The 24,523-nt window shown below is 63.1% G+C and carries 22 protein-coding genes; 8 read left to right on the top strand and 14 right to left on the bottom strand.

The window, feature by feature from the left end; translation table 11 throughout:
* Positions 1 to 8 precede the first annotated feature (8 nt).
* Positions 9 to 461, bottom strand: a complete 453-nt coding sequence (locus ACVC5H_RS16425; RefSeq protein WP_489618874.1) for a carboxymuconolactone decarboxylase family protein — start codon at positions 459 to 461, stop codon at positions 9 to 11.
* Between the two features lie 99 nt (positions 462 to 560).
* Positions 561 to 2,033, bottom strand: a complete 1,473-nt coding sequence (pdxR, locus tag ACVC5H_RS16420; protein ID WP_489618873.1) for a MocR-like pyridoxine biosynthesis transcription factor PdxR — start codon at positions 2,031 to 2,033, stop codon at positions 561 to 563.
* 96 nt (positions 2,034 to 2,129) lie between these two features.
* On the opposite strand from pdxR, the gene ACVC5H_RS16415 reads away from it, so the two are divergent.
* From ACVC5H_RS16415 to ACVC5H_RS16380, 8 genes are all read left to right on the top strand, one after another.
* Complete coding sequence (locus tag ACVC5H_RS16415; RefSeq protein ID WP_489618872.1) at positions 2,130 to 2,615, top strand: GNAT family N-acetyltransferase; 486 nt, start codon at positions 2,130 to 2,132, stop codon at positions 2,613 to 2,615.
* Positions 2,616 to 2,833: 218 nt separating this feature from the next.
* Positions 2,834 to 3,289 (top strand): Hsp20 family protein, encoded by a 456-nt coding sequence (locus ACVC5H_RS16410; protein WP_489618871.1) that lies wholly within the window; start codon positions 2,834 to 2,836, stop codon positions 3,287 to 3,289.
* A 257-nt stretch (positions 3,290 to 3,546) separates the two neighbouring features.
* Positions 3,547 to 3,915, top strand: a complete 369-nt coding sequence (locus ACVC5H_RS16405) for an Hpt domain-containing protein (protein WP_489618870.1) — start codon at positions 3,547 to 3,549, stop codon at positions 3,913 to 3,915.
* 238 nt (positions 3,916 to 4,153) lie between these two features.
* Positions 4,154 to 5,605, top strand: coding sequence for an efflux transporter outer membrane subunit (locus ACVC5H_RS16400; protein WP_489618869.1), 1,452 nt, complete (start codon positions 4,154 to 4,156; stop codon positions 5,603 to 5,605).
* Complete coding sequence (locus ACVC5H_RS16395) at positions 5,602 to 6,678, top strand: HlyD family secretion protein (protein WP_489618868.1); 1,077 nt, start codon at positions 5,602 to 5,604, stop codon at positions 6,676 to 6,678. Before ACVC5H_RS16400 ends, ACVC5H_RS16395 begins: the two co-directional genes overlap by 4 nt.
* The gene (gene rbbA, locus ACVC5H_RS16390) at positions 6,675 to 9,434 is read left to right on the top strand and encodes a ribosome-associated ATPase/putative transporter RbbA (protein WP_489618867.1); all 2,760 of its coding nucleotides are present in this window, start codon (positions 6,675 to 6,677) and stop codon (positions 9,432 to 9,434) included. Before ACVC5H_RS16395 ends, rbbA begins: the two co-directional genes overlap by 4 nt.
* Positions 9,434 to 10,570, top strand: a complete 1,137-nt coding sequence (locus ACVC5H_RS16385) for an ABC transporter permease (RefSeq protein ID WP_489618866.1) — start codon at positions 9,434 to 9,436, stop codon at positions 10,568 to 10,570. Before rbbA ends, ACVC5H_RS16385 begins: the two co-directional genes overlap by 1 nt.
* Positions 10,571 to 10,649: 79 nt before the next feature.
* Complete coding sequence (locus ACVC5H_RS16380; protein ID WP_489618865.1) at positions 10,650 to 10,814, top strand: hypothetical protein; 165 nt, start codon at positions 10,650 to 10,652, stop codon at positions 10,812 to 10,814.
* An 8-nt stretch (positions 10,815 to 10,822) separates the two neighbouring features.
* Here ACVC5H_RS16380 and ACVC5H_RS16375 read toward each other — a convergent pair whose 3' ends face one another.
* The 12 genes from ACVC5H_RS16375 to ACVC5H_RS16320 all read right to left on the bottom strand — a co-directional run bounded on the left by ACVC5H_RS16375 (position 10,823) and on the right by ACVC5H_RS16320 (position 24,172).
* Entirely contained in the window at positions 10,823 to 11,008 is a 186-nt protein-coding gene (locus ACVC5H_RS16375) for a hypothetical protein (RefSeq protein ID WP_489618864.1), read from the bottom strand.
* Between the two features lie 20 nt (positions 11,009 to 11,028).
* Positions 11,029 to 11,610, bottom strand: a complete 582-nt coding sequence (locus tag ACVC5H_RS16370; RefSeq protein WP_489618863.1) for a hypothetical protein — start codon at positions 11,608 to 11,610, stop codon at positions 11,029 to 11,031.
* A 2-nt stretch (positions 11,611 to 11,612) separates the two neighbouring features.
* On the bottom strand, positions 11,613 to 12,140 hold the full coding sequence (locus tag ACVC5H_RS16365; protein ID WP_489618862.1) for a hypothetical protein: 528 nt from the start codon (positions 12,138 to 12,140) through the stop codon (positions 11,613 to 11,615).
* The gene (locus tag ACVC5H_RS16360) at positions 12,140 to 13,162 is read right to left on the bottom strand and encodes a DUF6402 family protein (protein ID WP_489618861.1); all 1,023 of its coding nucleotides are present in this window, start codon (positions 13,160 to 13,162) and stop codon (positions 12,140 to 12,142) included. The genes ACVC5H_RS16365 and ACVC5H_RS16360 overlap by 1 nt, the downstream gene beginning before the upstream one ends.
* Positions 13,152 to 13,703: a PAAR domain-containing protein gene (locus tag ACVC5H_RS16355; protein ID WP_489618860.1), complete on the bottom strand. Its 552-nt coding sequence runs from the start codon at positions 13,701 to 13,703 to the stop codon at positions 13,152 to 13,154. The genes ACVC5H_RS16360 and ACVC5H_RS16355 overlap by 11 nt, the downstream gene beginning before the upstream one ends.
* A gap of 206 nt (positions 13,704 to 13,909) precedes the next feature.
* Positions 13,910 to 16,225, bottom strand: a complete 2,316-nt coding sequence (gene parC, locus ACVC5H_RS16350) for a DNA topoisomerase IV subunit A (protein ID WP_489618859.1) — start codon at positions 16,223 to 16,225, stop codon at positions 13,910 to 13,912.
* 33 nt (positions 16,226 to 16,258) lie between these two features.
* Positions 16,259 to 17,161 carry a lytic transglycosylase domain-containing protein gene (locus ACVC5H_RS16345; RefSeq protein ID WP_489618858.1) on the bottom strand — a complete coding sequence of 301 codons (903 nt, stop codon included), beginning with the start codon at positions 17,159 to 17,161 and terminating at the stop codon, positions 16,259 to 16,261.
* 1 nt (position 17,162) lies between these two features.
* Complete coding sequence (locus tag ACVC5H_RS16340; protein WP_489618857.1) at positions 17,163 to 19,151, bottom strand: DNA topoisomerase IV subunit B; 1,989 nt, start codon at positions 19,149 to 19,151, stop codon at positions 17,163 to 17,165.
* 247 nt (positions 19,152 to 19,398) lie between these two features.
* Positions 19,399 to 20,751, bottom strand: coding sequence for an amidase (locus tag ACVC5H_RS16335; RefSeq protein ID WP_489618856.1), 1,353 nt, complete (start codon positions 20,749 to 20,751; stop codon positions 19,399 to 19,401).
* Between the two features lie 118 nt (positions 20,752 to 20,869).
* The gene (locus tag ACVC5H_RS16330; RefSeq protein ID WP_489618855.1) at positions 20,870 to 21,547 is read right to left on the bottom strand and encodes a DUF2848 domain-containing protein; all 678 of its coding nucleotides are present in this window, start codon (positions 21,545 to 21,547) and stop codon (positions 20,870 to 20,872) included.
* Positions 21,548 to 21,613: 66 nt separating this feature from the next.
* On the bottom strand, positions 21,614 to 22,927 hold the full coding sequence (locus tag ACVC5H_RS16325; protein ID WP_489618854.1) for an MFS transporter: 1,314 nt from the start codon (positions 22,925 to 22,927) through the stop codon (positions 21,614 to 21,616).
* 309 nt (positions 22,928 to 23,236) lie between these two features.
* Positions 23,237 to 24,172 carry a LysR family transcriptional regulator gene (locus tag ACVC5H_RS16320; protein WP_489618853.1) on the bottom strand — a complete coding sequence of 312 codons (936 nt, stop codon included), beginning with the start codon at positions 24,170 to 24,172 and terminating at the stop codon, positions 23,237 to 23,239.
* Positions 24,173 to 24,523: the final 351 nt, after the last annotated feature.

Below are 24,523 nucleotides of genomic sequence, written 5' to 3'. Positions count from 1 at the left end.
CCTCTCGCTCAGGAACGCACAGCCTGCGGCCGCATACGGCCCGGGATGGCCAGCCGGTTCATGGCATTCATCAGGGCGATGGCCACCGTCAGTTCGCTGTATTCCTGCGCGGTGAAATGCTGGATCACGGCCTGGTAATCGGCGTCCGGCGCGGCCGTCTGTTCGATGCGCGTCACCACTTCGGCCCAGGCCAGCGCGGCCTTTTCGCGCGGCGTGAAGAGATCGCCAGCTTCCTGCCAGACCGGGACCAGCACCAGCTTGTCGACCGTCATGCCGCTGCTGAGCAGGTCGCGCGAATGCTTGTCGATGCAATAGGCGCAGCCATTGATCAGCGACACCCGCAAGAACACCAGTTCCACCAGGTCGGCAGGCAGGCTGCATTGCTTGAGATGACGGTTGACGGCCAGCAAGCCGTCGTAGGCGAGGGTGGCATTCTGGTAGAGATCGATACGGTCTGACATGGTGGCATGCTCCTGGTTCATGAGGGAAAGAAGCCACCATCATGCGTGTTCATGGACCAGTCGGTAAGTGCCAAGAATGATGATTTGTACTAGGCCATGTCAGGAAGGTGCCAGCAGTGCCAGGATACGCCGCCCCAGGTCGGCGGCACGGCGGCGGCTGTCGATGTTGGTGAAACTGAGCATGATCATGGGAGGCACCCCTGCGCGCGGCGCCAGCAGGCACTCCGACAGGGCGCGGCTGAACATGCCGTGCTGGCGCATTTTCTCGGCCAGCACCCGGTCCGAGCGGCGCCCCTGCAGGCGCAGCAGCAGATGCATGCCGCCGGGCGGCGAATCGATCTGTACATGGGGATGCAATACTGCCTCCAGGCCAGCGATGGTCATCGTGCGGCGCTGCGCATAGAGGCGCCGCATGCGCTGGATGTGGCGGGCGAAATGTCCTTCGGCCATGAAGTCGGCGACGATATGTTGCGTCAGCGCCGGGGCGGCACCGGAGAAGAGCCGGGCACTGTGCCCGAAACGCTCCACCTGCGCATGCGGCACCACCAGATAGCCCAGGCGGATGGCCGGGAACAGCACCTTGCTGAAGGTGCCGGCATAGAGGACACGGTCATCCCTGTCCAGGCTCTTGAGTGCCGGCAGGGGACGGCTGACGTAGCGGTATTCGCCGTCGTAGTCGTCTTCCACGATCCAGGCCTGCTCGCGTGCGGCCCATTCCAGCAGTGCCAGGCGGCGTGGCAGCGACAGGGCCACGCAGCACGGGCTGTGATGGGCCGGTGTGACCACGGCCGCCCGCGCTCGCGCTGCATGCTGCAGTCCGTGCGCTACCTGCATGCCGTCAGCATCCACCGGTACACCGACCAGTTGCATGCCGGCCTCGCGCAGCAGGGCGGCGGTGGGCGCATAGCCGGGGTCTTCCACCCATACCTTGTCACCGGGCTTGAACAGGGTGCGCGTGATCAGGTTGAGACTGTCGCGATAACCGGAGGTGATGAAGACCTGTTCGGCCCGGCAATCGATGCCGCGTGACAATTGCAGATAGCGCGCAATTTCCGTCCTCAGTGCCATCAGCCCGGCCGGTGCGGGATAGAGCATGTCGGCCACCTGCGTGGCCCGTGCCGCCCGTGCTGCCAGGCGCGCCCATATCTTGCGCGGGAAGGCGTCCAGCGCCGGGATACCCATCTGGAACGGGCGCGGTCCCTGGCGTGCGGCGTGGCCTTCGTCAGGCAGGCCGGGGTAGGGCGTGGCGGCTGCGGATGTTCGCGCTGGTGCGGCAGCTGGCTTGCTCGCCGGGGCCGGGGCCCGCGAGCGCACCCCGGCGGCAATGACGGTGCCGGCCTGCCCGCGTGCCTCCACGTAGCCTTCGGCCGCCAGCAAGGAATAAGCCGCTTCCACCGTGCCGCGTGCCAATCCCAGTTCGGCCGCCAGTGCCCTTGCCGAGGGAATCCGGTCGCCAGGCCGCAACATGCCATCGGCGACTGCGCCACGCAGGCGTCCATAGATCTGGCGGTAATAGGGTTCGCCGGTGGTGCTGTCGAGGCTGATCAGGGAGGCGGGAGGCTGGGTATTCATGGACCAGTCAACATGTCATTTCTTGGATCTGTTGATTATGCCATCGGCTCAGTAGGATGAGGCTCTTTCCACCTTGATCGTATCGATTCTCCGACCATGCATACCGTTTCCAAGAGCGCCGCAGCGGGCGATTGGCACATTGCCGATGGCGCGCTACGCCACGCTGATACCGAGTCCGACCGTCTGGCCTGCTTTGCCGTGATGCACGAACTGCGCCCGCACCTGCGCGATGCCGACGAGTTCATGCAGCGCATCGGCCGTCAGGCGGATCAGCGCTACCGTATCCTGGCGGCGTGGGAGGAGGACGTGGTGGTCGCCCTGGCGGGCTACCGTTTCCAGGAAAACCTGGTCTACGGGCCCTTTCTCTATGTCGATGATCTGGTGGTCACCAGCACGCAGCGCGGCAAGCGCTGGGGTGAACGGCTGTTGGCCGCGCTGGAGCAGGTGGCCGCCCAGGCTGGTTGCGCCCGCCTGGTGCTCGATACCGGCATGGCCAATGCGCTGGCGCAGCGCTTCTATTTCCGTCAGGGCATGCTGACTGGCTCACTGCGCTTCGGCAAGGCTATCGGCGTGGGTGCCTAGGGCCTGTGTGATTTCCGTGCCCGGCGGATGGAGCTGGATTGGCAGTTTTCAAGGGGTAGACAGGACGTTTCCAGAAGAAAAACCGGGTGCCGTGGTCGCTCGATTTTTTTCGAAAAAAATCCCTTGAAAACCAAAATCCCCATCCCTAGATCGGTACCAGCAGATGCTCGACGTTGAGGTCTGCGACGAAAACATCGCTTACTTGAAAGGAGTTTTTTATGCGTACCTTCGATCTCTCCCCCCTGTACCGTACTGCTATCGGCTTTGATCGCCTGGCCCAGATGTTCGACAACGCCCAGCGCACCGATCAGCCCAGCTATCCGCCGTACAACATCGAACTGGTGGCCGAGGACAAATACCGGATCACCATGGCCGTGGCCGGTTTCGCCCGCAGCGAAATCGACATCGAGACCGAAAACGAAACCCTCAAAATCACCGGCCGCAAGCAGAAGGAAGACAAGCAGGTCAACTTCCTGCACCGTGGCATCGCCGCCCGTGACTTCGAACAGCGCTTCCAGCTGGCCAACCACATCAAGGTGGTCGGCGCCAACCTGGAAAACGGCTTGCTCAACATCGAGCTGGTCCGTGAAATCCCCGAAGCACTGAAGCCGCGCAAGATCGAAATCGGCACCGCCGAAGACGGCAACGTCCAGCGCCTCGAACGCGCTGCCTGATCCTCGCGCTTGCACTGAACGGCGGCCATCACGGATGGCCGCTGCGTACCCGCCGCCCTTCTCATGGGGCGGTTTTTTGCGTCTGTCGCAGCGGTTGTGATTGACGCCTGCAACCTGCTTGGTTACGTTACCACTTCTGCACCGTATTACACCGCTCACGACCCGGCCTGAAGGCCACACCGCCGGACCCGCTGTCAAAAAGAAATTGGTAAGAAGCAATATCTTGCGTATATTGCGTCGGCCCCAGGGAGAAACGCGTGAACGACTACCGATACCAGCACATCAACCCCGAGCCCCTGCTCGATGCCATGGGCGGCGACGTCGCCGCCTGCCGCCACATGTTCGGCACCTTCGCCCAGAGCGCCCCGGCCACCTTCGCCCGGCTGGAGCAGGCCATCCGCGCCGACGACGCTGCCCAGGTCAAACGCGAAGCACACAGCCTCAAGAGCATGACCGCCCTGGTCGGCGCCGGCGTGCTGACCGAACTGCTCAAGAGCGTGGAAACCCAATCCCGCGCCGAGCCCCCGCAAAGCGCACAGCCCCGCCTGGCCGAGCTGCAGTCGCTGTTTGCCGCCGTGGCCACCGAGGTGCGCCATTACATCGATCAGGTCGGCGTGGCACAGTAGGCCAGTCCGCTTCATCGCATTTCCCTTCGCCATTGCCCCCCCGCAGTTCCCCATCGTTGGCGCCGCATGCCGCCTGTGGGCCGTCACGCCTTCCCCAAATTACCGACTCATCAGTCAGTAACCTGACGTACATCAATCAGGTTTTCAGCACGGATCTTCATAATGTGGACACACAAGACGAAGCATTTTGTCGCCACATTGTTTGGCGCCACCTATCCTGCCGATGCCGAGAATCACGATGTGCGAGCCCTCATTGCGAGTCCGTCCTTTACGAGCCTTGTTGGCGGCCTTGCCCTTCGTGCTGGCAGCCTGCCAGTCGATGGCACCGGACTACCAGCGTCCCGCCGCGCCGGTCGCCGCGCACTACCCGCAGCAGGCCGACGCCACTGATGCGCTTCTACCGGCACTGGCCTGGCAAGCGTTTTTCCGCGATCCGCAACTGCAAGCGCTCATCACCCAGGCACTGGCCAACAACCGCGACCTGCGTGCGGCCGCCCTGCGGGTCGAGGAGGCGAGGGCGCTTTATGGTATCCAGCGCGCCGATCTGTTCCCCACCGTTGGGGTTCAGGCCGGCGTGGACCGCTCGCGCACCCCGGCCGATCTCAACCTGACCGGCCGACCGCTGGTCGGTAGCGCCTATCAGGCCGGACTGGGTTTGAGCACCTGGGAACTGGACCTGTGGGGCCGCTTGCGCAGCCTCGACGACGCTGCCCTGCAAAGTGCCCTGGCCAGCGAAGCCACGCGCCGCGCCGCTGCCCTGAGCCTGGTGGCCCAGGTGGCCGATGCCTGGCTGGAGCTGGCCGAGATCGATGAACGCCTGACCATCGCCCGCGATACCATCGCCAGCCGCCAGGAGAGCTATCGCATCTTTGCGCGCCGGGTCGAGGTCGGGGCCACCTCGCGCCTGAACCTGACCCAGATCGAAACCCTGCTGACCCAGGCCCAGGCGCTGGGCGCACAACTGGAACAGCAGCGCGCGCAGCGCCTGAATGCCTTGACGCTGCTGGTCGGTGCTCCGGTGGATCTGCCAGTCGGCCAGGCGCGCTCTGCGCTGGATACCGTCTTCCCCGATATTGCACCGGGCACGCCTTCGCTCTTGCTCACGCGCCGCCCGGATGTCGCCGCCGCCGAGCATCGCCTGCAGGCCGCCAATGCCAATATCGGTGCCGCCCGCGCGGCCTTCTTTCCCAGCATTTCGCTGACCGGCAACCTTGGCACAGCCAGCGCCGAACTGAACGGACTGTTCCGCGACGGCAGCCATGCCTGGAGCTTCTCGCCCAGCATCTCCCTGCCGATCTTCACGGCCGGCCGCTTGCGCAACAACCTGGACCTGGCCGAGGTGCGGCGCGATCTGGCCGTGGCCAGTTACGAGAAAACCGTGCAAGCCGCCTTCCGCGACGTCGCCGATGCCCTGGCCGCACGCCAGTGGCTGGCCCGCCAGCTGGCGATTGCCGAGACGGCCGAGCAGGTCCAGGCCGAGCGGGCACGCCTGTCCACGCTGCGCTATGACAACGGCGCCGCGCCTTTCCTCGACGTGCTGGATGCCCAGCGCGACCTGCTGAGCGCACGCCAGCAGCGCGTGCAGATCCGGCGCGCCTTGCTGTCTTCGGCCGTGGCGCTGTATGCGGCGCTGGGTGGCGACAGCAATGCGGCCACGGCCTTCCCCCTTTCTTCCGGACCTCGACCATGACGCTCCCTCACGCCAAGAAACCTTTGCTGGCCGCTGCCCTGGCCGTCATCCTTGCAGGCGGTGCCGCCTATGCCTGGCTGCGCCTGCATCAGGGTGGCCCCGGCGAGGGCTTTGCCAGCGGCAATGGCCGCATCGAAGCCACCGAGGTGGACGTGGCCACCAAGCTGGGTGGGCGGGTCGATGCCATCCTCGTCAACGAAGGCGATTTCGTCAGCGCCGGCCAGCCGCTGGCGCGCATGCAGGTGCTGTCGCTGGAAGCCCAGCGTGACGAAGCCCAGGCCCGCCAACAGCAATCGGTCTCGGCCGTGGCCAGTGCAGAAGCCCAGGTGGCCGTGCGCGAGAGCGACCATCAGGCCGCCCTGGCCCAGGCCGCCCAGCGCGAGAGTGAGCTCGATGCTGCCCGGCGCCGGCTGGCGCGCTCCGAGGTGCTGGTCAAGGAGGGCGCATCGTCCTTGCAGGAAGTGGACGATGACCGCGCCCGCGTGGCGGGCATGCAAGCCGCCGTAACCGCCGCTCGCGCCCAGGTGACCGCCGCCGAGGCCGCCGTGGCCGCAGCGCGCACCCAGGTCAGCGGTGCGCGCGCCACGGTGACTGCCGCCGTGGCCACGGTCCAGCGCATCAAGGTCGACATCGACGACAGCACGCTCACCGCGCCGCGCGCCGGCCGCGTGCAATATCGCATCGTCCAGCCGGGCGAAGTGCTGGGCAGTGGCGGCAAGCTGCTCAACCTGGTGGACCTGAGCGACGTCTACATGACTTTCTTTGTGCCCGAGGCCGTGGCCGGCCGGCTGGCGCTGGGCGGCGAGGCCCGCATCGTGCTCGATGCAGCACCGCAGTACGTGATCCCGGCCCGGATTTCGTTTGTCGCCAGCACCGCCCAGTTCACCCCCAAGACGGTGGAAACGGCCAGCGAGCGGCAGAAGCTGATGTTTCGCGTCAAGGCGCAGATCGATCCGGCCCTGCTGCGCCAGCACCTGACGCTGGTCAAGACCGGCCTGCCGGGCGTGGCCTGGGTGCGCACCGATGAGGCGCGCGACTGGCCGGCCACGCTGGCGGTGAAGGTCCCGCGATGAAGGAGCCGCTCGGCCAGGGCCCGGTGGCGCGCCTGTCGGGCGTGTCGCTGCACTATGGCAGCAAGCCGGCCTTGCAGGCGGTATCGCTGGAGATTCCGGCCGCCTGCATGGTCGGCCTGATCGGTCCCGATGGCGTGGGCAAATCCAGCCTCCTGTCGCTGGTGGCCGGTGCGCGCGCCTTGCAGCAGGGCAGCGTGGAGGTGCTGGGCGGCGACATGCGCCGCGCCGGCCACCGCGAACAGGTCTGCCCGCGCATCGCCTACATGCCCCAGGGGCTCGGCAAGAATCTCTATCCCACGCTCTCCGTGGAAGAAAACTTGCAATTCTTCGGCCGCCTGTTCGGCCAGTCCGCACAGGAGCGCCGCAGCCGCATCGATACCCTCACTACAGGTACCGGCCTGGCGCCTTTCCTGGCACGGCCAGCGGGCAAGCTCTCGGGCGGCATGAAGCAGAAGCTGGGACTGTGCTGTTCGCTGATCCACGACCCCGATCTGCTGATCCTGGACGAGCCCACCACCGGCGTCGATCCGCTCTCTCGCGCGCAGTTCTGGGAGCTGATCGCGCACATCCGCCAGCAGCGTCCCGGCATGAGCGTCATCGTCGCCACCGCCTACATGGAAGAAGCCGACCGCTTCGATTTCCTGGTGGCGATGGACGATGGCCAGGTGCTGGCCACCGGCACCCCCGCCGAACTGCATGCCCGCACCGGCACCGCGGCGTTGGAAGAGGCCTTCATCGCCTTGCTGCCTGCGGACAAGCGGCGCGGCCACCAGCCGGTGCAGGTGACCCCGCTGGACCCGGCACGCGAGGCCGACATCGCCATCGAAGCACGCGGCCTGACCATGCGCTTTGGCGACTTCATGGCGGTGGACCACGTGGACTTTCGCATCCGGCGCGGCGAGATCTTCGGCTTTCTCGGCTCCAACGGTTGCGGCAAGTCCACCACCATGAAGATGCTGACCGGCCTCTTGCCCGCCAGTGAAGGCCAGGCCTGGCTGTTCGGCCAGACCGTCGATCCGCGCGACATGGCCACGCGTGCCCGCGTGGGCTACATGTCGCAGGCCTTTTCGCTGTATGGCGAACTGAGCGTGCGCCAGAACCTGGTCCTGCATGCGCGGCTGTACCGCGTACCGCCCGAGCAGATCGATGGGCGCACCGAGGAGATGGCGCAGCGCTTTGGCCTTCTGGAGGTGATGGACAGCCTGCCCGAGAGCCTGCCCCTGGGCATCCGCCAGCGGCTCTCGCTGGCCGTGGCCATGGTGCACAAGCCCGAACTGCTGATCCTGGATGAACCGACCTCGGGCGTGGACCCGATTGCGCGCGACCTGTTCTGGCAACTGATGATCGACCTGGCGCGGCGCGACCAGGTGACCATCTTCATCTCCACCCATTTCATGAACGAGGCCCAGCGCTGCGACCGCATCTCGCTCATGCATGCCGGCCGCGTGCTGGTCAGCGCCACGCCCGAAGAGCTGATCCGCCAGCGCGGTGCCTCCAATCTGGAACAAGCCTTCATCGCGTATCTGGAAGAAGCGGCGGCGAAGGGCGCTCCTGCGTCCGCACCTGAAGCAAACGTCACATCGGTCCAAAACCACCCCCCCTTGCGGCCTCAGCCGCGCCTCGGGCGCCTGCGCACCAGCCTGGGCCGGGCGCTGAGCTACAGCCAGCGCGAGAGCCTGGAGTTGCGGCGCGACCCGGTGCGCGCCACGCTGGCCTTGCTGGGCACGGTGATCCTGATGTTCATCATCGGCTATGGCATCAACCTGGACGTGGAAAACCTCAGCTACGCCGTACTCGACCGCGACCAGACCGGCCTGAGCCAGAACTATGCGCTGAACCTGTCCGGCTCGCGCTACTTCATCGAGCAGCCGCCCATCAGCGATTACCAGGACCTGGACCGCCGCATGCGCAGCGGCGAGATTTCGCTGGCCATTGAAATCCCGCCCGGCTTTGCCCGCGACATTGCGCGCGGCAAGCCGGTGGAAGTGGGGGCCTGGGTCGATGGCGCCATGCCCACGCGTGCCGAGACCGTGCGCGGCTACGTGCAGGGCATGCATCAACTGTGGCTGGCCGACATGGCCACGCACCGGCTCGGTCAGCGTGTGGGCCAGGCCGCCACCATCGAGACGCGCTACCGCTACAACCCGGACGTGAAGAGCCTGCCCGCCATGGTGCCGGCCATCATTCCGCTGCTGCTGATGATGATCCCGGCCATGCTGACGGCCTTGTCGGTGGTGCGCGAGAAGGAGCTGGGCTCCATCCTCAATCTCTACGTCACGCCCGTCACGCGCACCGAATTCCTGCTGGGCAAGCAGTTGCCCTATCTGCTGCTGGGCATGCTCAATTTCGCCATGCTCACGGTGTTGGCGGTGACCGTGTTCGGCGTGCCGGTCAAGGGCAGTCTCTTCACGCTCACGCTGGCCGCGCTGGTCTTCGTGATCTGCTCCACCGGTTTCGGCCTGTTGGCCTCGACCTTTACCCGCAGCCAGATCGCGGCGCTCTTCGTGACCATGATCGGCACCATCATTCCCTGCGTGCAGTTTGCCGGACTCTTGAATCCGGTCTCGTCGCTCGAAGGCATGGGCGCGTTGATCGGGCAGGTCTATCCGGCCACGCATTTCCTCACCATCAGCCGTGGCGTGTTCAGCAAGGCGCTTGCGGTGGGTGACCTGGGCGCTTCGTTCTGGCCGCTGGTGGTGGCCGCGCCCGTGATCCTGGGTCTGTCGGTGCTGCTGTTGAAGAAGCAGGAGCAATGATGCGCCGCGCACCCGCCAGCCTGTCCAACATTTTCCGCCTCGGCATCAAGGAGCTGTGGAGCCTGTTGCGCGATCCGGCCATGCTGGTGTTGATCGCCTACACCTTTACGCTGTCGATTTATGTCGCCGCCACCGCCATGCCGGAGAGCCTGCACAACGCCGCCATCGCCATCGTCGACAATGATGGCTCGCCGCTGTCGGCGCGCATTGCCTCGCTGTTCTATCCGCCGCATTTCAAGGTGGCCAGGCTGGTCACCGCGCGCGAAGCGGATGCGGGGCTCGATGCGGGCGACTATACCTTCGTGCTCGACATCCCGGCCGACTTCCAGCGCGACGTGCTGGCCGGGCGTGCCCCGGCGGTGCAGTTGAACGTGGACGCCACGCGCATGAGCCAGGCCTTCACCGGCAACACCTACATCCAGCAGATGGTCACCAGCGAGGTGACGCAATTCGTGCGCCGTAGCGAAGCCGCCAGCGAGACGCCGGTCGGGCTGGCCTTGCGCATGCGCTTCAATCCCAACCTGGAGCAATCCTGGTTCGGTTCGCTCATGGAGATCATCAACAACGTCACCATGCTCTCCATCATCCTGACCGGTGCTGCGCTCATCCGCGAGCGCGAGCACGGCACCATCGAACACCTGCTGGTGATGCCGGTCAGCCCAGCCGAGATCATGCTGGCCAAGGTGTGGGCGATGGGGTCGGTGGTCGCGCTGGCGGCGCTGGCTTCGCTGCTGCTGATCGTGCGCTGGGCGCTGCAGGTGCCGATTGAAGGTTCGCTGGCGTTGTTCATGCTGGTGACAGTGCTGCACCTGTTTGCCACCACATCGATGGGCATCTTCATGGCCACGCTGGCGCGCTCGATGCCGCAGTTCGGCATGCTCACTGTACTGGTGCTGCTGCCGCTGCAATTGCTGTCGGGCGGCTCCACGCCGCGCGAGAGCATGCCTGTACCGGTACAGGACATCATGCTGGCCGCCCCGACCACGCATTTTGTCGCGGCGGGGCAGGCCATACTGTACCGGGGTGCTGGCCTGGAAGTGATCTGGCCGCAACTGCTGACTATCCTGGCAATTGGCCTGGTCCTGTTTGTAGCTGCACTGGGCCGGTTCAGGAAGACCATCAGCCAGATGGCGTGATGGAGAAACGGGCGTGCAGCGGCAGCGTCCGTGTACGGAGATGGTTGATTAGCGACGTCATCGACAAGGAGCAAGCATCATGGATTTCAAGAGCCCGTCCACCTGGATACCCGCCATCGGCATTGCGCTGCTCCTGATCGGCTATGGCATGCGCGCCCGCGCGTGGGCGCCGTATTGCATGCTGGCGGGGGCGTTTGGTTTGCTGGGGGTGTTGGTGTATCGGGTGTCGGTGGCGATTGGGTGAGGGCGGCTTCAGGCGCCCGTGCCACCATACGCTTCGCACACGGCGCGCAATGCCAGCAACGCGGCAGGGCGGTCATCTGGCTTGTCGAGCAATTCTGCGGCCGCTTTCAGGTATTCGGCTGCCAAAGCAGGATCAGAGCGCAGTTCGGTGATTTCACGCTCATGATGAGAAACCGCAGCGTTGATGTTATTCATATTTGAGTCACTGATGCCTGCTATTGTCGGCATAAATCATTTAAAAAATATTGTTGGCCGTCATCGTCAGGTGCGAGGCCTTGTAGATCTTCTTTCGGCAGCCGCTTGAAAGAGGGCCAATGCTTTCGTGGTAGTGACACGAATCCGCTTTGGCACAGGGCTGGAAATACTTGCGGGTCTTCGTCACAACGCAGGTCATTGTTGATGACACAGCGTTCAGCCTCGGCGATGCCCAGTGTGGGGAGTGGTACCTCTGAAATCACCATGAGGCTGTATTCGATATCTGGGTAAACCTGATTTCCACGCAGTCTCCAATATTTCTCGTGAAGGCTGTAGGCATACATCGTGAGGGCCGGTAGTAGAACGGTGGCTGCCAGTGCCGCAGCAACCAACATAGTGTTGGCGACCGTTTGCCGCGTCTTGTTGCACAGGAAATGGCCGATGGCGGGAAATGCGATGGAACATCCCAGTGCCCATAGAAGCGGGCCATCCGGGCAACTTTCTCCGCAGTTCGTGATGAAGGCAGTATTGAGCGCTCCCGCTGCAGCTCCGCATGCAATGCCCACTGTGCTCAGAAACGGAGTTGCAATGCAACTTTTCATTTTTAAAGCGCGTCTCTTAAAGCCGTACAGCGCGGCGAGACAGTGTCGACGTCGCAGGTCAGGTTGGCATAATCTGATTCAGCTCTTTCGCCGGCGCACTCCTTGATATCAGTCCATTCGTGAAAATAATCCTCGGCCCTGCCGCCCGGGAAATTTGCTTTCGTGCCATCGGGAGACCAATAGAACACGTCGTTTCCCATGGCCACTGCCCCCAGTGAGTTGGCTTCCAGGCCGGGGACGATTTGGGTGGTTGAGTCCCGGATGATCTTGCCTGTACGCAGATCGGTAATCGTATAAAACGCGTCCCCTGAAGCCAGCAAGAACCAGCGATAGGGATCCGCCCAGTACCCACGCTCGCCTCCGCGGAAATTGTATTCAGTCAGAGCACACGTGCCTGCAGGATTAAGGGCGATGGAGATAGGTGGATAGTGTGGGCGTATCAGCGTGCTGTTCTTTCTGACGAAGACGTAAATAGAGGAAATGATGATCGCGACCGTCAGTAAGCATTTGGAAAATCTGGAGAGATGCATTATTCAGCTCGCGAGATATTTGCAATTTCTTGTGGAGTGACCCGGAATTTGAAAGGTTTTTTCAGCGTCGTCGCCAGTACGTCGCTCAATACAATCAAATCGCCGCCGTAGCCTGTCACTTGTCTGTGGCTGTCAAACCGCTCGTTGGTGACAGCCACAAAATCGTCCGGGCAGCTTCCTTTTTCGCCTCTCCCCCCGACGACATAGGAAAGTTGATATACCCGTACATGGGGGGGCGAGTTTTTGCTCCAATGTCCGAGATATTGATCTCCATTGAAGTCGTAAGTATCTCGGATATAAACACCAATTCTCGATACGTTAATCTCGTAGTGTTCGACCTGTACTGAATGCTCTCCGCCAGATTTAATAACTTTTGTTTTTGGTGTAACGGTTCCTTCCCCAGCTATCTTGAAAACAAACCTTGCCAAGGCTCCCCACATATCATCCAGATCTGGATCACCTTTAGTGCTGTCTTTCCACCAAGCGTTGACATATTCGCGGTTGTCGTCAACGGTATATCGTTGAAATTGCCATTTTTCATCCTGCACCAATGCGGAGCTGGTGAGATCGCCAAATCTCTCAGGTAAATCGGTGAACTTCTTTGCCCTAAAAAGACGTCTGACGAGTAGCTGTTTGGCCTGGGGACTTTCGTATAGAGGGGGAATGGATTTATACAGATTTCGGCTTCCAAACATGCTGTCATATTCTCTCTTGATTCGAGGAAAAGATAAGGCCCACTCCATCGTGATCAATGAGGTTTCAAGCAAATGACTCGGATACTGGCTAGCCGGGATAATTCCTTTTTTCTGTCCCGAAGTCATCGTGTAGCCCGGATTGTCGAACCATTTTTTCATCAATGCGGCTGAATTTTTCCATCCCATTTTCTCCATGATTTCGGGAAGATCTGTCAGTCGGAAGACGTCGGCGTAGCAAATCTTGCCCTGTTTATTTTCCTTCGGGCTAGTCCTCGATTCGCCCACCAGACGGAACTGTGTGGAGTTGGTCGGCGTCTCAGTTACCAATTTGAATCTCCCCCTGCGGTGCCAGCTCCAGTTTTAATGCAGTGCGCTTATCTGAGGTCGCATATTTTGTTCGTCCCTCATCGTCGGTCTGGCCTTCTATGATCTCTCCAGAATCGAGAGTGATGCGATACATGCGGTTGCGCGCTGGTACCTGAGTCTCTTTGTCAACGATGATGAAGTACTCATCGTGAACTGCCTCGTGGCCCCCCTCCGGTGGAGAGATTCCTCTCCATCCACCGTCTGCATCGGGCGCGAAGGCGGCATGCACCTCTCCTTCGCTTCCAACGCCATCAATGTCGTTGAGTGTGGATACCAGCGGACATCCTCTGCTGGTTTTCATGCCATGAATAACCTGTGCACGTCCATTGGTCAGCGTCGAGCGTACGAACCCTTGCGCAATGACGCAATTCTTGGGGCAGGCCATTCGTGCACCGACGAACGCATAAGCTCGTCCATGGCTGCGACAGGTAGGGTCGCCCTCCATGACCGTTGCGCCGCAAGCGGCCCGGTCGCCTTCACGAATCCATCCGATGATTTTCATCTTGCGCGCTCCTCGCTTTCAACAATGAGCGCGCATTCTCCCCAGCTGGCGTTGGCTCTTCCACGCCAACACCCAAAACTCCAACCCGCATTCGAAATGCTTCGAACGCCCCTTGCCCACTAAGCAATGAGTTGTGCCAGCCATCAAAAAAATCGCCCCCTGCCAAACTGCACAGGGGGCGAATTCATCGCAGAAGAAAACAGGGATCAGCCTTGCGAGCGCAACCCCACCGCCTTGATCCGCGACTCCAGCACACGTCCCTTGCGCGCACGCTTGCCCACATGCGCCAGCAGCTTCTCGCCGCTCAAGGCAATCTCCTTGGGCTTGCTCATGTTGCCGGTGCCATGGACCACCACACCCTTCTGGCTGATGGCCTGGGCGGCGACCAGCTTCTCGTTCTTTTCCAGTTCCATCAGGTTCACGCCACGACCACCGGAGGACAGCGTTTTCATCTCGTCCAGGCCAAACACCAGCAGACGGCCATTGGCCGAGACGCAGGCCACGGCGCTGGCATCAGCGGCCACCACGCTGGGCGCCAGCGGCAGGGCGCCTTCGTCCAGCGTGAAGAAGCTCTTGCCGCCCTTGACCCGGCCAAACATGTCCGAGGCCTTGGCGATGAAACCGGCCGCCGCATCCGAGGCCAGCAGCAAGGTGGTATCGGCCGGGCCGGCAAAGTAATGCTGGATGCTGCTGCCGCTGGCCAGCTCGATCAGCGTAGTGACAGGCACACCATCGCCGCGCGCATTGGGCAGCGCATTGACGGCAATCGTGTAGACCCGGCCATTGGAGCCAAAGGCCAGCAGGTTGTCCACGGTGCGGCACTCGAAGGCGCCATACAGGCTGTCGCCGGCCTTGAAGGTGAATTGCGTCGCATCGTGGCCGTGGCCGGTACGCGCACGCACCCAGCCCTTTTGCGAAATGATCACCGTCACCGGTTCATCGATCACCTTCTGCTCGAAGGTGGCGCGCTCGGCTTCTTTGATGATGGTGCGGCGGGCATCGCCATAGGTCTTGGCGTCGCCTTCGATTTCCTTGATGACCAGCTTCTTCATCGAAGAGGGATTGTCCAGCAGGTCCTGCAGGGTGGTCTTCTCGCTGCGCAGCTCGGCCAGTTCCTGCTGGATCTTGATGGCTTCCAGTCGAGCCAGCTGGCGCAGGCGGATTTCCAGGATGTCTTCTGCCTGGCGGTCCGAGAGCTTGAAGGCGGCGATCAGGGCCGGCTTCGGTTCGTCGGATTCGCGGATGATCCGGATCACCTTGTCGATGTTCAACAGCACCGCTTCCCGGCCTTCCAGGATGTGGATGCGGTCGTTGACCTTCTGCATGCGGAACTGCGTGCGGCGGGTCACCGTCTCGAAGCGGAAGCTGATCCATTCGCCCAGGATGTCGGTCAGGTTCTTCTGGCGCGGGCGGCCATCGCCGCCGATCATCACCAGGTTCAGCGAGGCACTGGTCTCCAGCGAGGTCTGCGCCAAGAGCGTGTTCATGAACTCGGTCTGGTCCTGGTTCTTGGACTTGGGCTCGAACACCAGGCGCACCGGCGCTTCGCGGCCGGACTCGTCGCGCACGGCGTCGAGCAGGCCGAGGATGGCGGTTTTCTGCGCCTGCTGCTCGGGCGTGAGCGACTTCTTGCCGAGTTTGAGCTTGGGGTTGGTCAGTTCTTCGATTTCTTCCAGCACGCGCTGTGAGGACACGCCCGGCGGCAGTTCGGTAATGACCGCCTGCCACTGGCCGCGCGCCAGGTCTTCGATCTTCCAGCGGGCGCGCACCTTCAGGCTGCCACGGCCGCTCTGGTACATCTCGGCGATGGTCGATTGCGGCGTGATGATCTGGCCGCCACCGGGGAAGTCCGGGCCGGGGATCAGTTCCATCAGCTCGGCATGCGTGATCTTGGGATTGCGGATCATCGCCACGGCCGCCCTGGCCACTTCGGTGAGATTGTGCGAAGGAATCTCGGTGGCCATGCCCACGGCAATGCCGGAGGCGCCGTTCAAGAGCAGGAAGGGCAGGCGCGCCGGCAGCAGGCGCGGCTCTTGCGTGGAGCCATCGTAGTTGGGCTGGAACTCCACCGTGCCCATGTCGATTTCATCGAGCAGCAACTTGCTGATGGGCGTCAGGCGCGCTTCGGTGTAACGCATCGCCGCTGCACCGTCGCCATCGCGCGAACCGAAGTTGCCGTGGCCATCGATTAGGGGATAGCGCAGCGAAAAGTCCTGCGCCATGCGCACCAGCGCGTCATACACCGACTGGTCGCCGTGCGGGTGCAACTTGCCCAGCACGTCGCCGACCACGGCGGCGGACTTGCGCGGCTTGGCTGCGGCGTTGAGCGCCAGTTCATTCATCGCGTAGAGGATGCGGCGCTGCACCGGCTTCTGGCCATCGGCCACGTCGGGCAGGGCGCGGCCCTTGACCACCGAGATCGCGTAATCGAGATAGGCGCGTTCGGCGAAGGTGGAGAGCGTCAGCGATTCGCCATCGGGCGCCGCCGGAGCTTGGTCAAACAGGGTCGGTTGATCGGTCATGGAGCTTGTCTTGTTGTGTTCGTATTGACTGGGTTAATCGTTGATGGCCGACTCGCGCGGGGGCAGCGTCACCTTCAGGCGCGCATTGCCGCCGTTGCCGGCAGCGGCGGCGCGCTCACCGGAAGCCAGGCGCAGCGCACCGGCCGGGCGATACAGCTCATAGAAGCGCGACACCAGCCGCACATAGCCCTGGGTCTCGGGATAGGGCGGAATCTTGTTGCCGTATTTCTGTACCGTGCCTTCGCCCGCGTTGTAGGAGGCAATGGCCAGTTCCACGTGCTGCGGGAACATCGCCATCAGGTCGCGCAGGTAGCGCGCGGCCAGGCGGATGTTGATCTTCGGGTCGGTCAGCTTCTGGTGCAGGGTCTTGCGGCGGTCGCCTTGCAGGCCATAGCGTTCGGCCGTGTCAGGCAGGATCTGCATCAGGCCCACCGCGCCCTTGCTGGAGACGGCCGTGGCATTGAAGCCGGATTCGGCCGTCATCACGGCCTTGAGCAGCGCCGCATCCAGTCCGAATTCGCTGGCCGCCTCGCTCAAGAGGCTGTCGTACTTGCGGGCATCGCGATGGGCCAGCATGGTGCGCACGAAGGGCGGATCGGCCGGGGTCACCGCTTCCTTGCTGCCCGGATGATTGAGCAGCGCGGCGCTGCTGGCCATGAGCTTGTCCGGGTCGTCCAGGTTCTGCGCGTAGAAGTGGACTGCGCCATCGGCATCGGTGTACCGGTACACAATGGTCCTGGGCTTCTTGCTGCCGCTGTCCTTGCTACTGCCATCCTTGCCACTGTCCGCCGCTTCCACCCGCATGTGCGATACACCATCGGCATCAGTGTACCGGACCAGTTGTTGCGACTGTACCGGTCCAGTGCACAGCAGTGTCACCCCGCCCAGGAGGGTGGTGGCGAACACGCTGGTGGACAGGAACGCGGCGCGGGGCATGTCAGATGTCCGCTTCGGCTTCGTTGCCGTGCTCTTCGATCCAGGCGCGGCGGGAGGCCGCTTCACCCTTGCCCATGAGCATGTTGAAGCGCTCTTCGGAAGTCTGCACCCCGGGTTCTCCGAAGCTGATCGGCAACAGGCGCCGGGTGTCCGGGTTCATGGTGGTTTCCCACAGCTGTTCGGCATTCATCTCGCCCAGGCCCTTGAAGCGGGAAATGCTCCAGGCGCCTTCCTTCAGGCCATCCTTGCGCAGCTTGTCTTCGATGGCTTCGAGTTCGCCATCGTCCAGGGCGTAGAGCTTCTGCACCGGCTTCTTGCCGCGTGCGGGCGCGTCCACGCGATACAACGGCGGGCGCGCCACGCAGATGTTGCCGTTCTCGATCAGCTTGGGGAAGTGGCGGAAGAACAGCGTCAAGAGCAGCACCTGGATGTGCGAGCCGTCCACGTCCGCATCCGACAGGATGCAGATCTTGCCGTAGCGCAGGCCGGACAGGTCCGGTGTGTCGTTGATGCCATGCGGATCGACGCCGATGGCGACCGCGATGTCGTGGATTTCATTGTTGGCGAAGAGGCGGTCGCGCTCGGTTTCCCAGGCGTTCAAGACCTTGCCGCGCAGCGGCAGGATGGCCTGGAATTCCTTGTCGCGGCCCATCTTGGCGGAGCCGCCGGCGGAGTCGCCCTCGACCAGGAAAAGTTCGTTACGCGTCACATCCGAGGATTCGCAATCGGTCAGCTTGCCCGGCAGCACGGCCACACCTGAAGATTTCTTCTTCTCGACCTTTTGCGCCGAGCGCAGGCGGCTCTGGGCCTGCTTGATGACCAGCTCGGCCAGCTTCTTGCCGTATTCCACGTGCTGGTTCAGCCACAGTTCCAGCGCCGGACGCGAGAAGCCGGCCACCAGGCGCACCGCATCGCGGGAGTTCAGGCGTTCCTTGATCTGGCCCTGGAATTGCGGGTCCAGCACCTTGGCCGAGAGCACGAAGGAAACGCGCGCAAAGACGTCTTCAGCCAGCAGTTTCACGCCCTTGGGCAGCAGCGAATGCATTTCTGCAAAGCTCTTGACCGCCGAGAACAGGCCCTCGCGCAGGCCCGATTCGTGGGTGCCGCCGTTGGAGGTCGGGATCAGGTTGACGTAGGACTCGCGCACCACCGCGCCTTCCTCGGTCCAGGCCACCACCCAGGAGGCGCCTTCGCCCTCGGCGAAGCCTTCGGCATCCTTGCCGGCGAACTGTTCGCCTTCGAACAGCGGGATCAATGTTTCGCCGCTGCCGCTCTGGGCCAGTTGTTCCATCAGGTAGCCGCGCAGGCCCTGGTCGTATTGCCAGCTCTGGGTGTCGCCGGTTTTGGCGTTGATCAGCGTGACCTTCACGCCCGGCAGCAGCACTGCCTTGGAGCGCAGCAGGCGCTGCAGCTCGCCCAGCGGAATGGTGGCCGAGTCGAAATACTTGGCGTCGGGCCAGACGGTCACGCGGGTGCCGGACTTCTTGTCCTCGCGGGTGGCGGGGCGCGACTTGAGTTTCTCGATGACGTCGCCGCCCGAGAAGGCCAGCGTATGCACGCCACCTTCGCGCCAGACCGTGATTTCCAGGCGCGTGGCCAGGGCATTGGTGACTGACACGCCCACGCCGTGCAGGCCGCCCGAGAAGGCATAGGCGCCGCCGGAACCCTTGTCGAACTTGCCGCCCGCGTGCAGGCGGGTGAAGACGATCTCGACGGTCGGGACTTTTTCTTCCGGGTGCAGGCCGACCGGGATGCCGCGTCCATCGTCTTCCACGCTGACGCTGCCGTCGGCGTTGATGGTGACGATGATGCTCTTGCCGTAGCCGCCCAGCGCTTCGTCGGAGGCGTTGTCGATCACTTCCTGGAGGATGTGCAGCGGGTTCTCGGTGCGGGTGTACATGCCCGGACGCTGCTTGACCGGCTCCAGTCCCTTGAGGACGCGGATCGATGATTCACTGTAATCGGACGGGGTTGTTTTTTTGGTTGCCATGCAGATGAGTGGTCGTGGCTGATGCCGGAGGGTTGTTGTCTGTTCATCCAGCGCGGCGGCCCGGTTCAGGGCCATCTTGCGCTGCAAAAGCGCATTCTAATGAAAATTCCGTGGATTCGGCGTCCGGCGCGCCGGAATGTTCCCTAGCGGACAATACTTGTCGGTAACAGCGTGTAAATGCGGCTAAAAACGCGCACAAAAAAGGCTTGCGCGTACGCAAGCCTTGTCAGAGGGGCAAATTGGCGCGTCAGGCAGCCAGCAGCCCTTCCACTGCCAGGGCAATCGACAGCAGTCGCTTGTCCTCGCCACCGGCCGCGGCCAGCGACAAGCCGACCGGCGCACTGCCCGCCGCATGGCAGGGCAGCGAGACTGCGCAGCCATCGAGGAAGTTGATCAGCGTGGGATTGCGCAGCATCTTGCCATTGGCGGCGTAGTAGGCATCGTCGCTGGCTTGCAGCTCGGCAATGCGCGGTGCCACGATGGGCACCGTGGGCATGACCAGCGCATCGTAGCCGGCCAGTTGGGCGTTGACCTCGGCGATCCAGCGTGGGCGGGCATGCAGCACGTCCAGCAGGTCGGCCGCGCTCATGTCCTTGCCGCGCAGGATGCGCGAAACCACACGCTGGTCGTAGCCGGCAGCATTCTCGGCGATCAGGGCGCGGTGCCAGGTGTAGGCCTCGGCGGCGGTGAAGCCGCCCTTGGCATTGATGGCGGCCAGGGCATTGAAGGCCGGTACTTCTTCCTCGACGATCACCGCGCCCGCCGCAGCGAGCTTGTCCAGCGCTGCGCGGTAAGCCTGGCCGACAGTCTCGTCCATGCCGTCCCGGACGATGTTGGTGGGGGCCAGCAGACGCAGGCCGCGCAGGGGATGCGCGACGACGGACACATAGTCTTCACCGGCCAGTACAGCATCCATGATCGCACAGCATTCTACCGATACAGCCAGCGGGCCAATCGAGTCCAGATAAGCGGACAGTGGCAGTACACCTTGCATGGACACCCGCGCTGCGGTGGGTTTGAAACCGGTCAGGCCGTTCAGCGCCGAGGGGATGCGCACCGAGCCGCCGGTGTCCGAGCCCACGGCCGCAAAGGCCATGCCATCGGTGACCGAGATGGCCGCGCCGGAGGAAGAGCCACCGGGGATGCGGCCGCCTTCGACGTTGCGTTCCCAGGTGTTTTGCGGGGTGCCGTAATGCGGGTTGATGCCCAGGCCGGAGTAGGCGAACTCGGTCATGTTGGTCTTGCCGATGACGATGGCACCGGCCTTGAGCAGGTTCTGCACCACGGCGGCATGTGCGGTGGCGGCGGGCTTGCCACGCAGCACGACAGAGCCGGCGAGGGTGGTCTCGCCCGCGACGTCAAACAGATCCTTGACCGACACCGGTACACCTTCCAGCGGCGAGCGGCACAGTTTGGCCGCGCGCAAGGTGTCGGAGGCACGGGCGGCCGCGCGCGCCTGTTCCGCATAGACGCTGGTGAAGACGCGCGCGCCTTCGCCCGCAGGGTCGGCGATGCGCGCCAGGGCTTGTTCGGTCAGTTGCAGGGAAGTGATGCGGCCGGCATCGAGATCGGCGGCCAGTTGGGAAAGTGTACTGGGCATGATGGGGAAACTCGGGTTGATCGGGCGAAGACAGGTTCGGGGATGCGCAAGTATCGCATTGCCGGGCGCATCCCACAAAGGTACGCAGGCGGCCCGCAATCGGGCCGCCCTCGGAAGATCAGGCCACTTCGGCCAGCGACTCGGACACGTAGTGGTGCCGCAGCGCACGTTCGCGGCGCGGATCGAACAGTTCCATCGTGAAGCAAGCCGCAGGACGGATACCGCCGATGGCACCCACCGTGCCGCAGGTCATGCCGCAACCCTCGGGCAGGGTGGCGCTGCCGTCGGTGAAGCGCGCGATCAGGTCGGCCGGGGTGCGCAGCGAAGCCAGCGTGCCCTCCTGGTAAAGCTTGGTGGCACCGTCTTCCTCGATCCAGGAGCGGATCACCAGTTCATCCCAATACTCGGCCACCTCGGAAAGCTTCCATGCAGTCGTGCCGACCGGCTTGACGCAGGCCTGCTTGGAAAAGGCCACGCTGTGGGCTTCGAGCTTGCGGTCGGTGTGGTCGGAGGCAATGGAGACATACAGCTCGCCACCGGAGTGGAAGACGAAGGTCTCCACTTCACCGGAGGAGGCCTCGCCCAGCACCTGCACCTGGTTGGCCTGGGACAGCTGGTTGGCCGAGACGCGGTAGAACAGCGGCACCGCGCTCGGACGCGAAATGCCCAGCGCTTCCAGTTCTTCGATGTGGTGCTCGATGGCCGCCATGTCGCGGCCGGCCCAGCCGGCGATGACCAGGGTGTGGATGTCGGCCTGGAGGGTGGATTGGTCGGGGAGGGTAAAGGTCAGCTTCATGAGTATTTATTCCAACACGGTGAATCAGGAGAGGCTGGCCGGGGGAGGGCGGCCAGCCAGGGGAAATCAATGTTTCTTGACGAACACCACCACCAGGAAGCTGGCGAGGAATTCCAACGCGGCCACGAAGTACAGGCCCGAGGACAGCGACCCGGTGCTGGTCTTCAAGGCCCCGATCATGTAGGGCGCGACGAAGCCGGCCAGGTTGCCGATGGAGTTGATGAGGGCGATGCCGCCGGCCGCTGCGGTGCCAGCCAGGAAGGCGGCGGGAATCGACCAGAACACCGGGAACGCCGCCAGGATGCCGATGGCCGCCAGCGTCAGCGAGCACAGCGCCAGGGTGGCATTGCCCAGCGTCATGCCGGTGGCCACCAGGCCGATGCAGGCGATCAGGGTGGCGATGGCACTGTGCAGGCGGCGCTCGCCGGTCTTGTCGGAGTGGAAGCCGTTCCAGATCATGGCCAGCGTGCCAGCCACGAAGGGGATGGCCGAGATCAGGCCGATCTGCAGGTTACCCTTCACGCCGATTTCCTTGATGATGGAAGGCGCCCAGAAAGCGATGGTGGCATTGCCGCTGACCACGCAGAAATACACGGCCGCGCAGATCCAGACGCGATAGTTGGCACAGGCATCCTTGAAGGAGACATGCTTGCCCGCTGCGCTGTTCTCGGCGGCCAGGGATTGGGTGACGGCGGTCTTTTCAGCCTCGGTGAGCCAGCTGGCATTGGCCGGCTTTTCCGGCAGCCAGGCCAGCACGGCCAGGCCGGCCAGGATGGAGGGGATGCCTTCGATGATGAAGAGCCACTGCCAGTTGGCCAGATGGCCCACGCCTTCCATGCTGCTCATGATGAGTCCGGCAATGGGACCACCGACCGCACCGGCAATGGCAAACGAGGTCATGAAAAGACCGTTGACGCGGGCACGGCGCTGGGCCGGGAACCAGTAGGTCAGGTAGAGCACCACGCCGGGGAAGAAGCCGGCCTCGAAGATGCCCAGCAAAAAACGCAGCACGTAGAAACTCGTCGGCGTGGTGACGTAGGCCATGGCCATCGAGGCCAGGCCCCAGAGGATGGTGATGCGCGCCAGCGTCTTGCGGGCGCCGATCTTTTCCAGCAGGAGATTGCTGGGCACTTCGAAGAGGAAATAACCGATGAAGAAGATGCCCGCTCCCAGGCCATACACCGCTTCGGAGAATTGCAGGTCCTGCAGCATCTGCAGCTTGGCGAAGCCGACGTTGACGCGATCGATCCAGGCCAGCACGAACAGGAAGACCAGGAAGGGAATCAGGCGCCAGGCGATCTTGCCATAGGTGGCGTCCAGGCTGGCAGCAGCGTTGGCAGGTGGCGCTGCGGTGGCCGCAGCGGATGGGGAATACGACATGGAAAACCTCCTCAGGTGTGGCCGGCGTCCGCGTGACGGCGCCGTGTTGTGTTCTGCATGGATGGGACGGCAGCGGCTGCAAGGACAAGCGCTGCAGGACCGGTCAGGTTCTGCTTGCTGCCCGAAGGCGCCGGTCTGAATTCAGTATGGGGAGGCAGGGCGGGCGCTGTCCAACAAGAAAATCTGAGCAGCGTTGATTGAAAAATCTTATGAGCAAAAGCGGGGCGCAGTTTGCTTCAGGATGGTGCTGGCCTGGCGCAGCATCTCATCGGTGCGCAGGGCAGCAGGCAGGCGGCATTGCAGGCAATGTCAGCCCAGCGGCGCAGGCAGCCGCGCGATCTCCTGGCCCCAATTGAGTGCGAAGTCGGAAGCGGTTTCCTGGGCGATGCGCGCCACGGTTTCGGTCAGCGGATTCTCGTGGTCCGAGCGGAAGCAGGCGATCAGCGCCAGCGCCGGGAATTCGGTATCCACGCGCAGCAGGTGCAGGCTTTCTTCGTTGAGCTCGCGCTGGATGATGGCCGGCGGCACGGCCGTGATGCCGAAGCCATCGGTGGCCAGCCGGATCATGGTGGCTACCGAGGCGATGCAATTGATGTGCAGCGTGCGTTCGGCCCGCTCGCTACCCGAGAACAGGCGCTCGATCACCGCGTGCGGTCCGGAATTGCGGGCGAAGCTGATGATGGGGAAGGCCGCCAGGTCCGTCAGCGAGAGCGTCTCGCTGCCGATGTCGAGCTTGGGACTGCCGACCCAGCGCATCGGGAATTCGCACAGCGCGATATTGCTGACCTGCGGCCCGATCACCGGTTCGGCCTGCAGCACCAGGTCGAGGTTGCTCTTGCTGAACTGCTCGTGCAGATGGATGGTGGTGTCGCTGACGATCTCGATCTGCAGGCGCGGGAACGCCTTATGCAAGCGCCCGAGGAAATCCGGAAACCAGCTGTGCACGATGGACTCGATCACGCCGATGCGGATGACGCCGGCAAAGACTTCGCGGTCGGACATGTCGTCCTTCATCTCGCGCATGAGCTTGACCATGCGCTCGGCATACACCAGCGCCTTGCTGCCATCGACCGTCAACGCCACCTCGCGCGCGCTGCGGTCGAACAGGCGCACGCCGAAGTCCTGTTCGAGCGAGGCGATGCGGCTGGAGACGGCGGCCTGGGTGGTGTGCAGGCGCTCGGCCGTGAGGCGGAAATTGCGCAGCCGGGCCAGCCAGACGAAGGTTTCAAGAAAGCGGATATTCATGTACGGGTAGGGCGGTATGAAGAAGCGTATTTTATCGTCTTCGCGTGTCGGTTCACCCCGTCATTTTTGGTGCGCCGCGCAATGAATCTTCCTTCATCTGGCGCATATCTGGTGCATTTCGTGCTGGTAATCGCGTGCTTCTGGTGCGTTATATCGATATTTGTTTTTTGAAAGTATTTTTTCTTTACTCGCCGCGAAAATGAAAATATATTTACATTTTTTCGGCGGGACGAAGTGGGAATGATCAGTCTCGCGAGGTGATAAAGAGGGTGGTCGCGGCAGCGGATGAGATAAATGATTTAAACGATTTATCTCTTTTTGCGAAGTGCGGCAGAGTTCAATGAAGACGGG

This window comes from Herbaspirillum sp. Her3 (assembly GCF_057961275.1).
The sequence above is the reverse complement of the archived record's forward strand: the minus strand, read 5'-3'. Positions and strand labels throughout refer to the sequence as shown.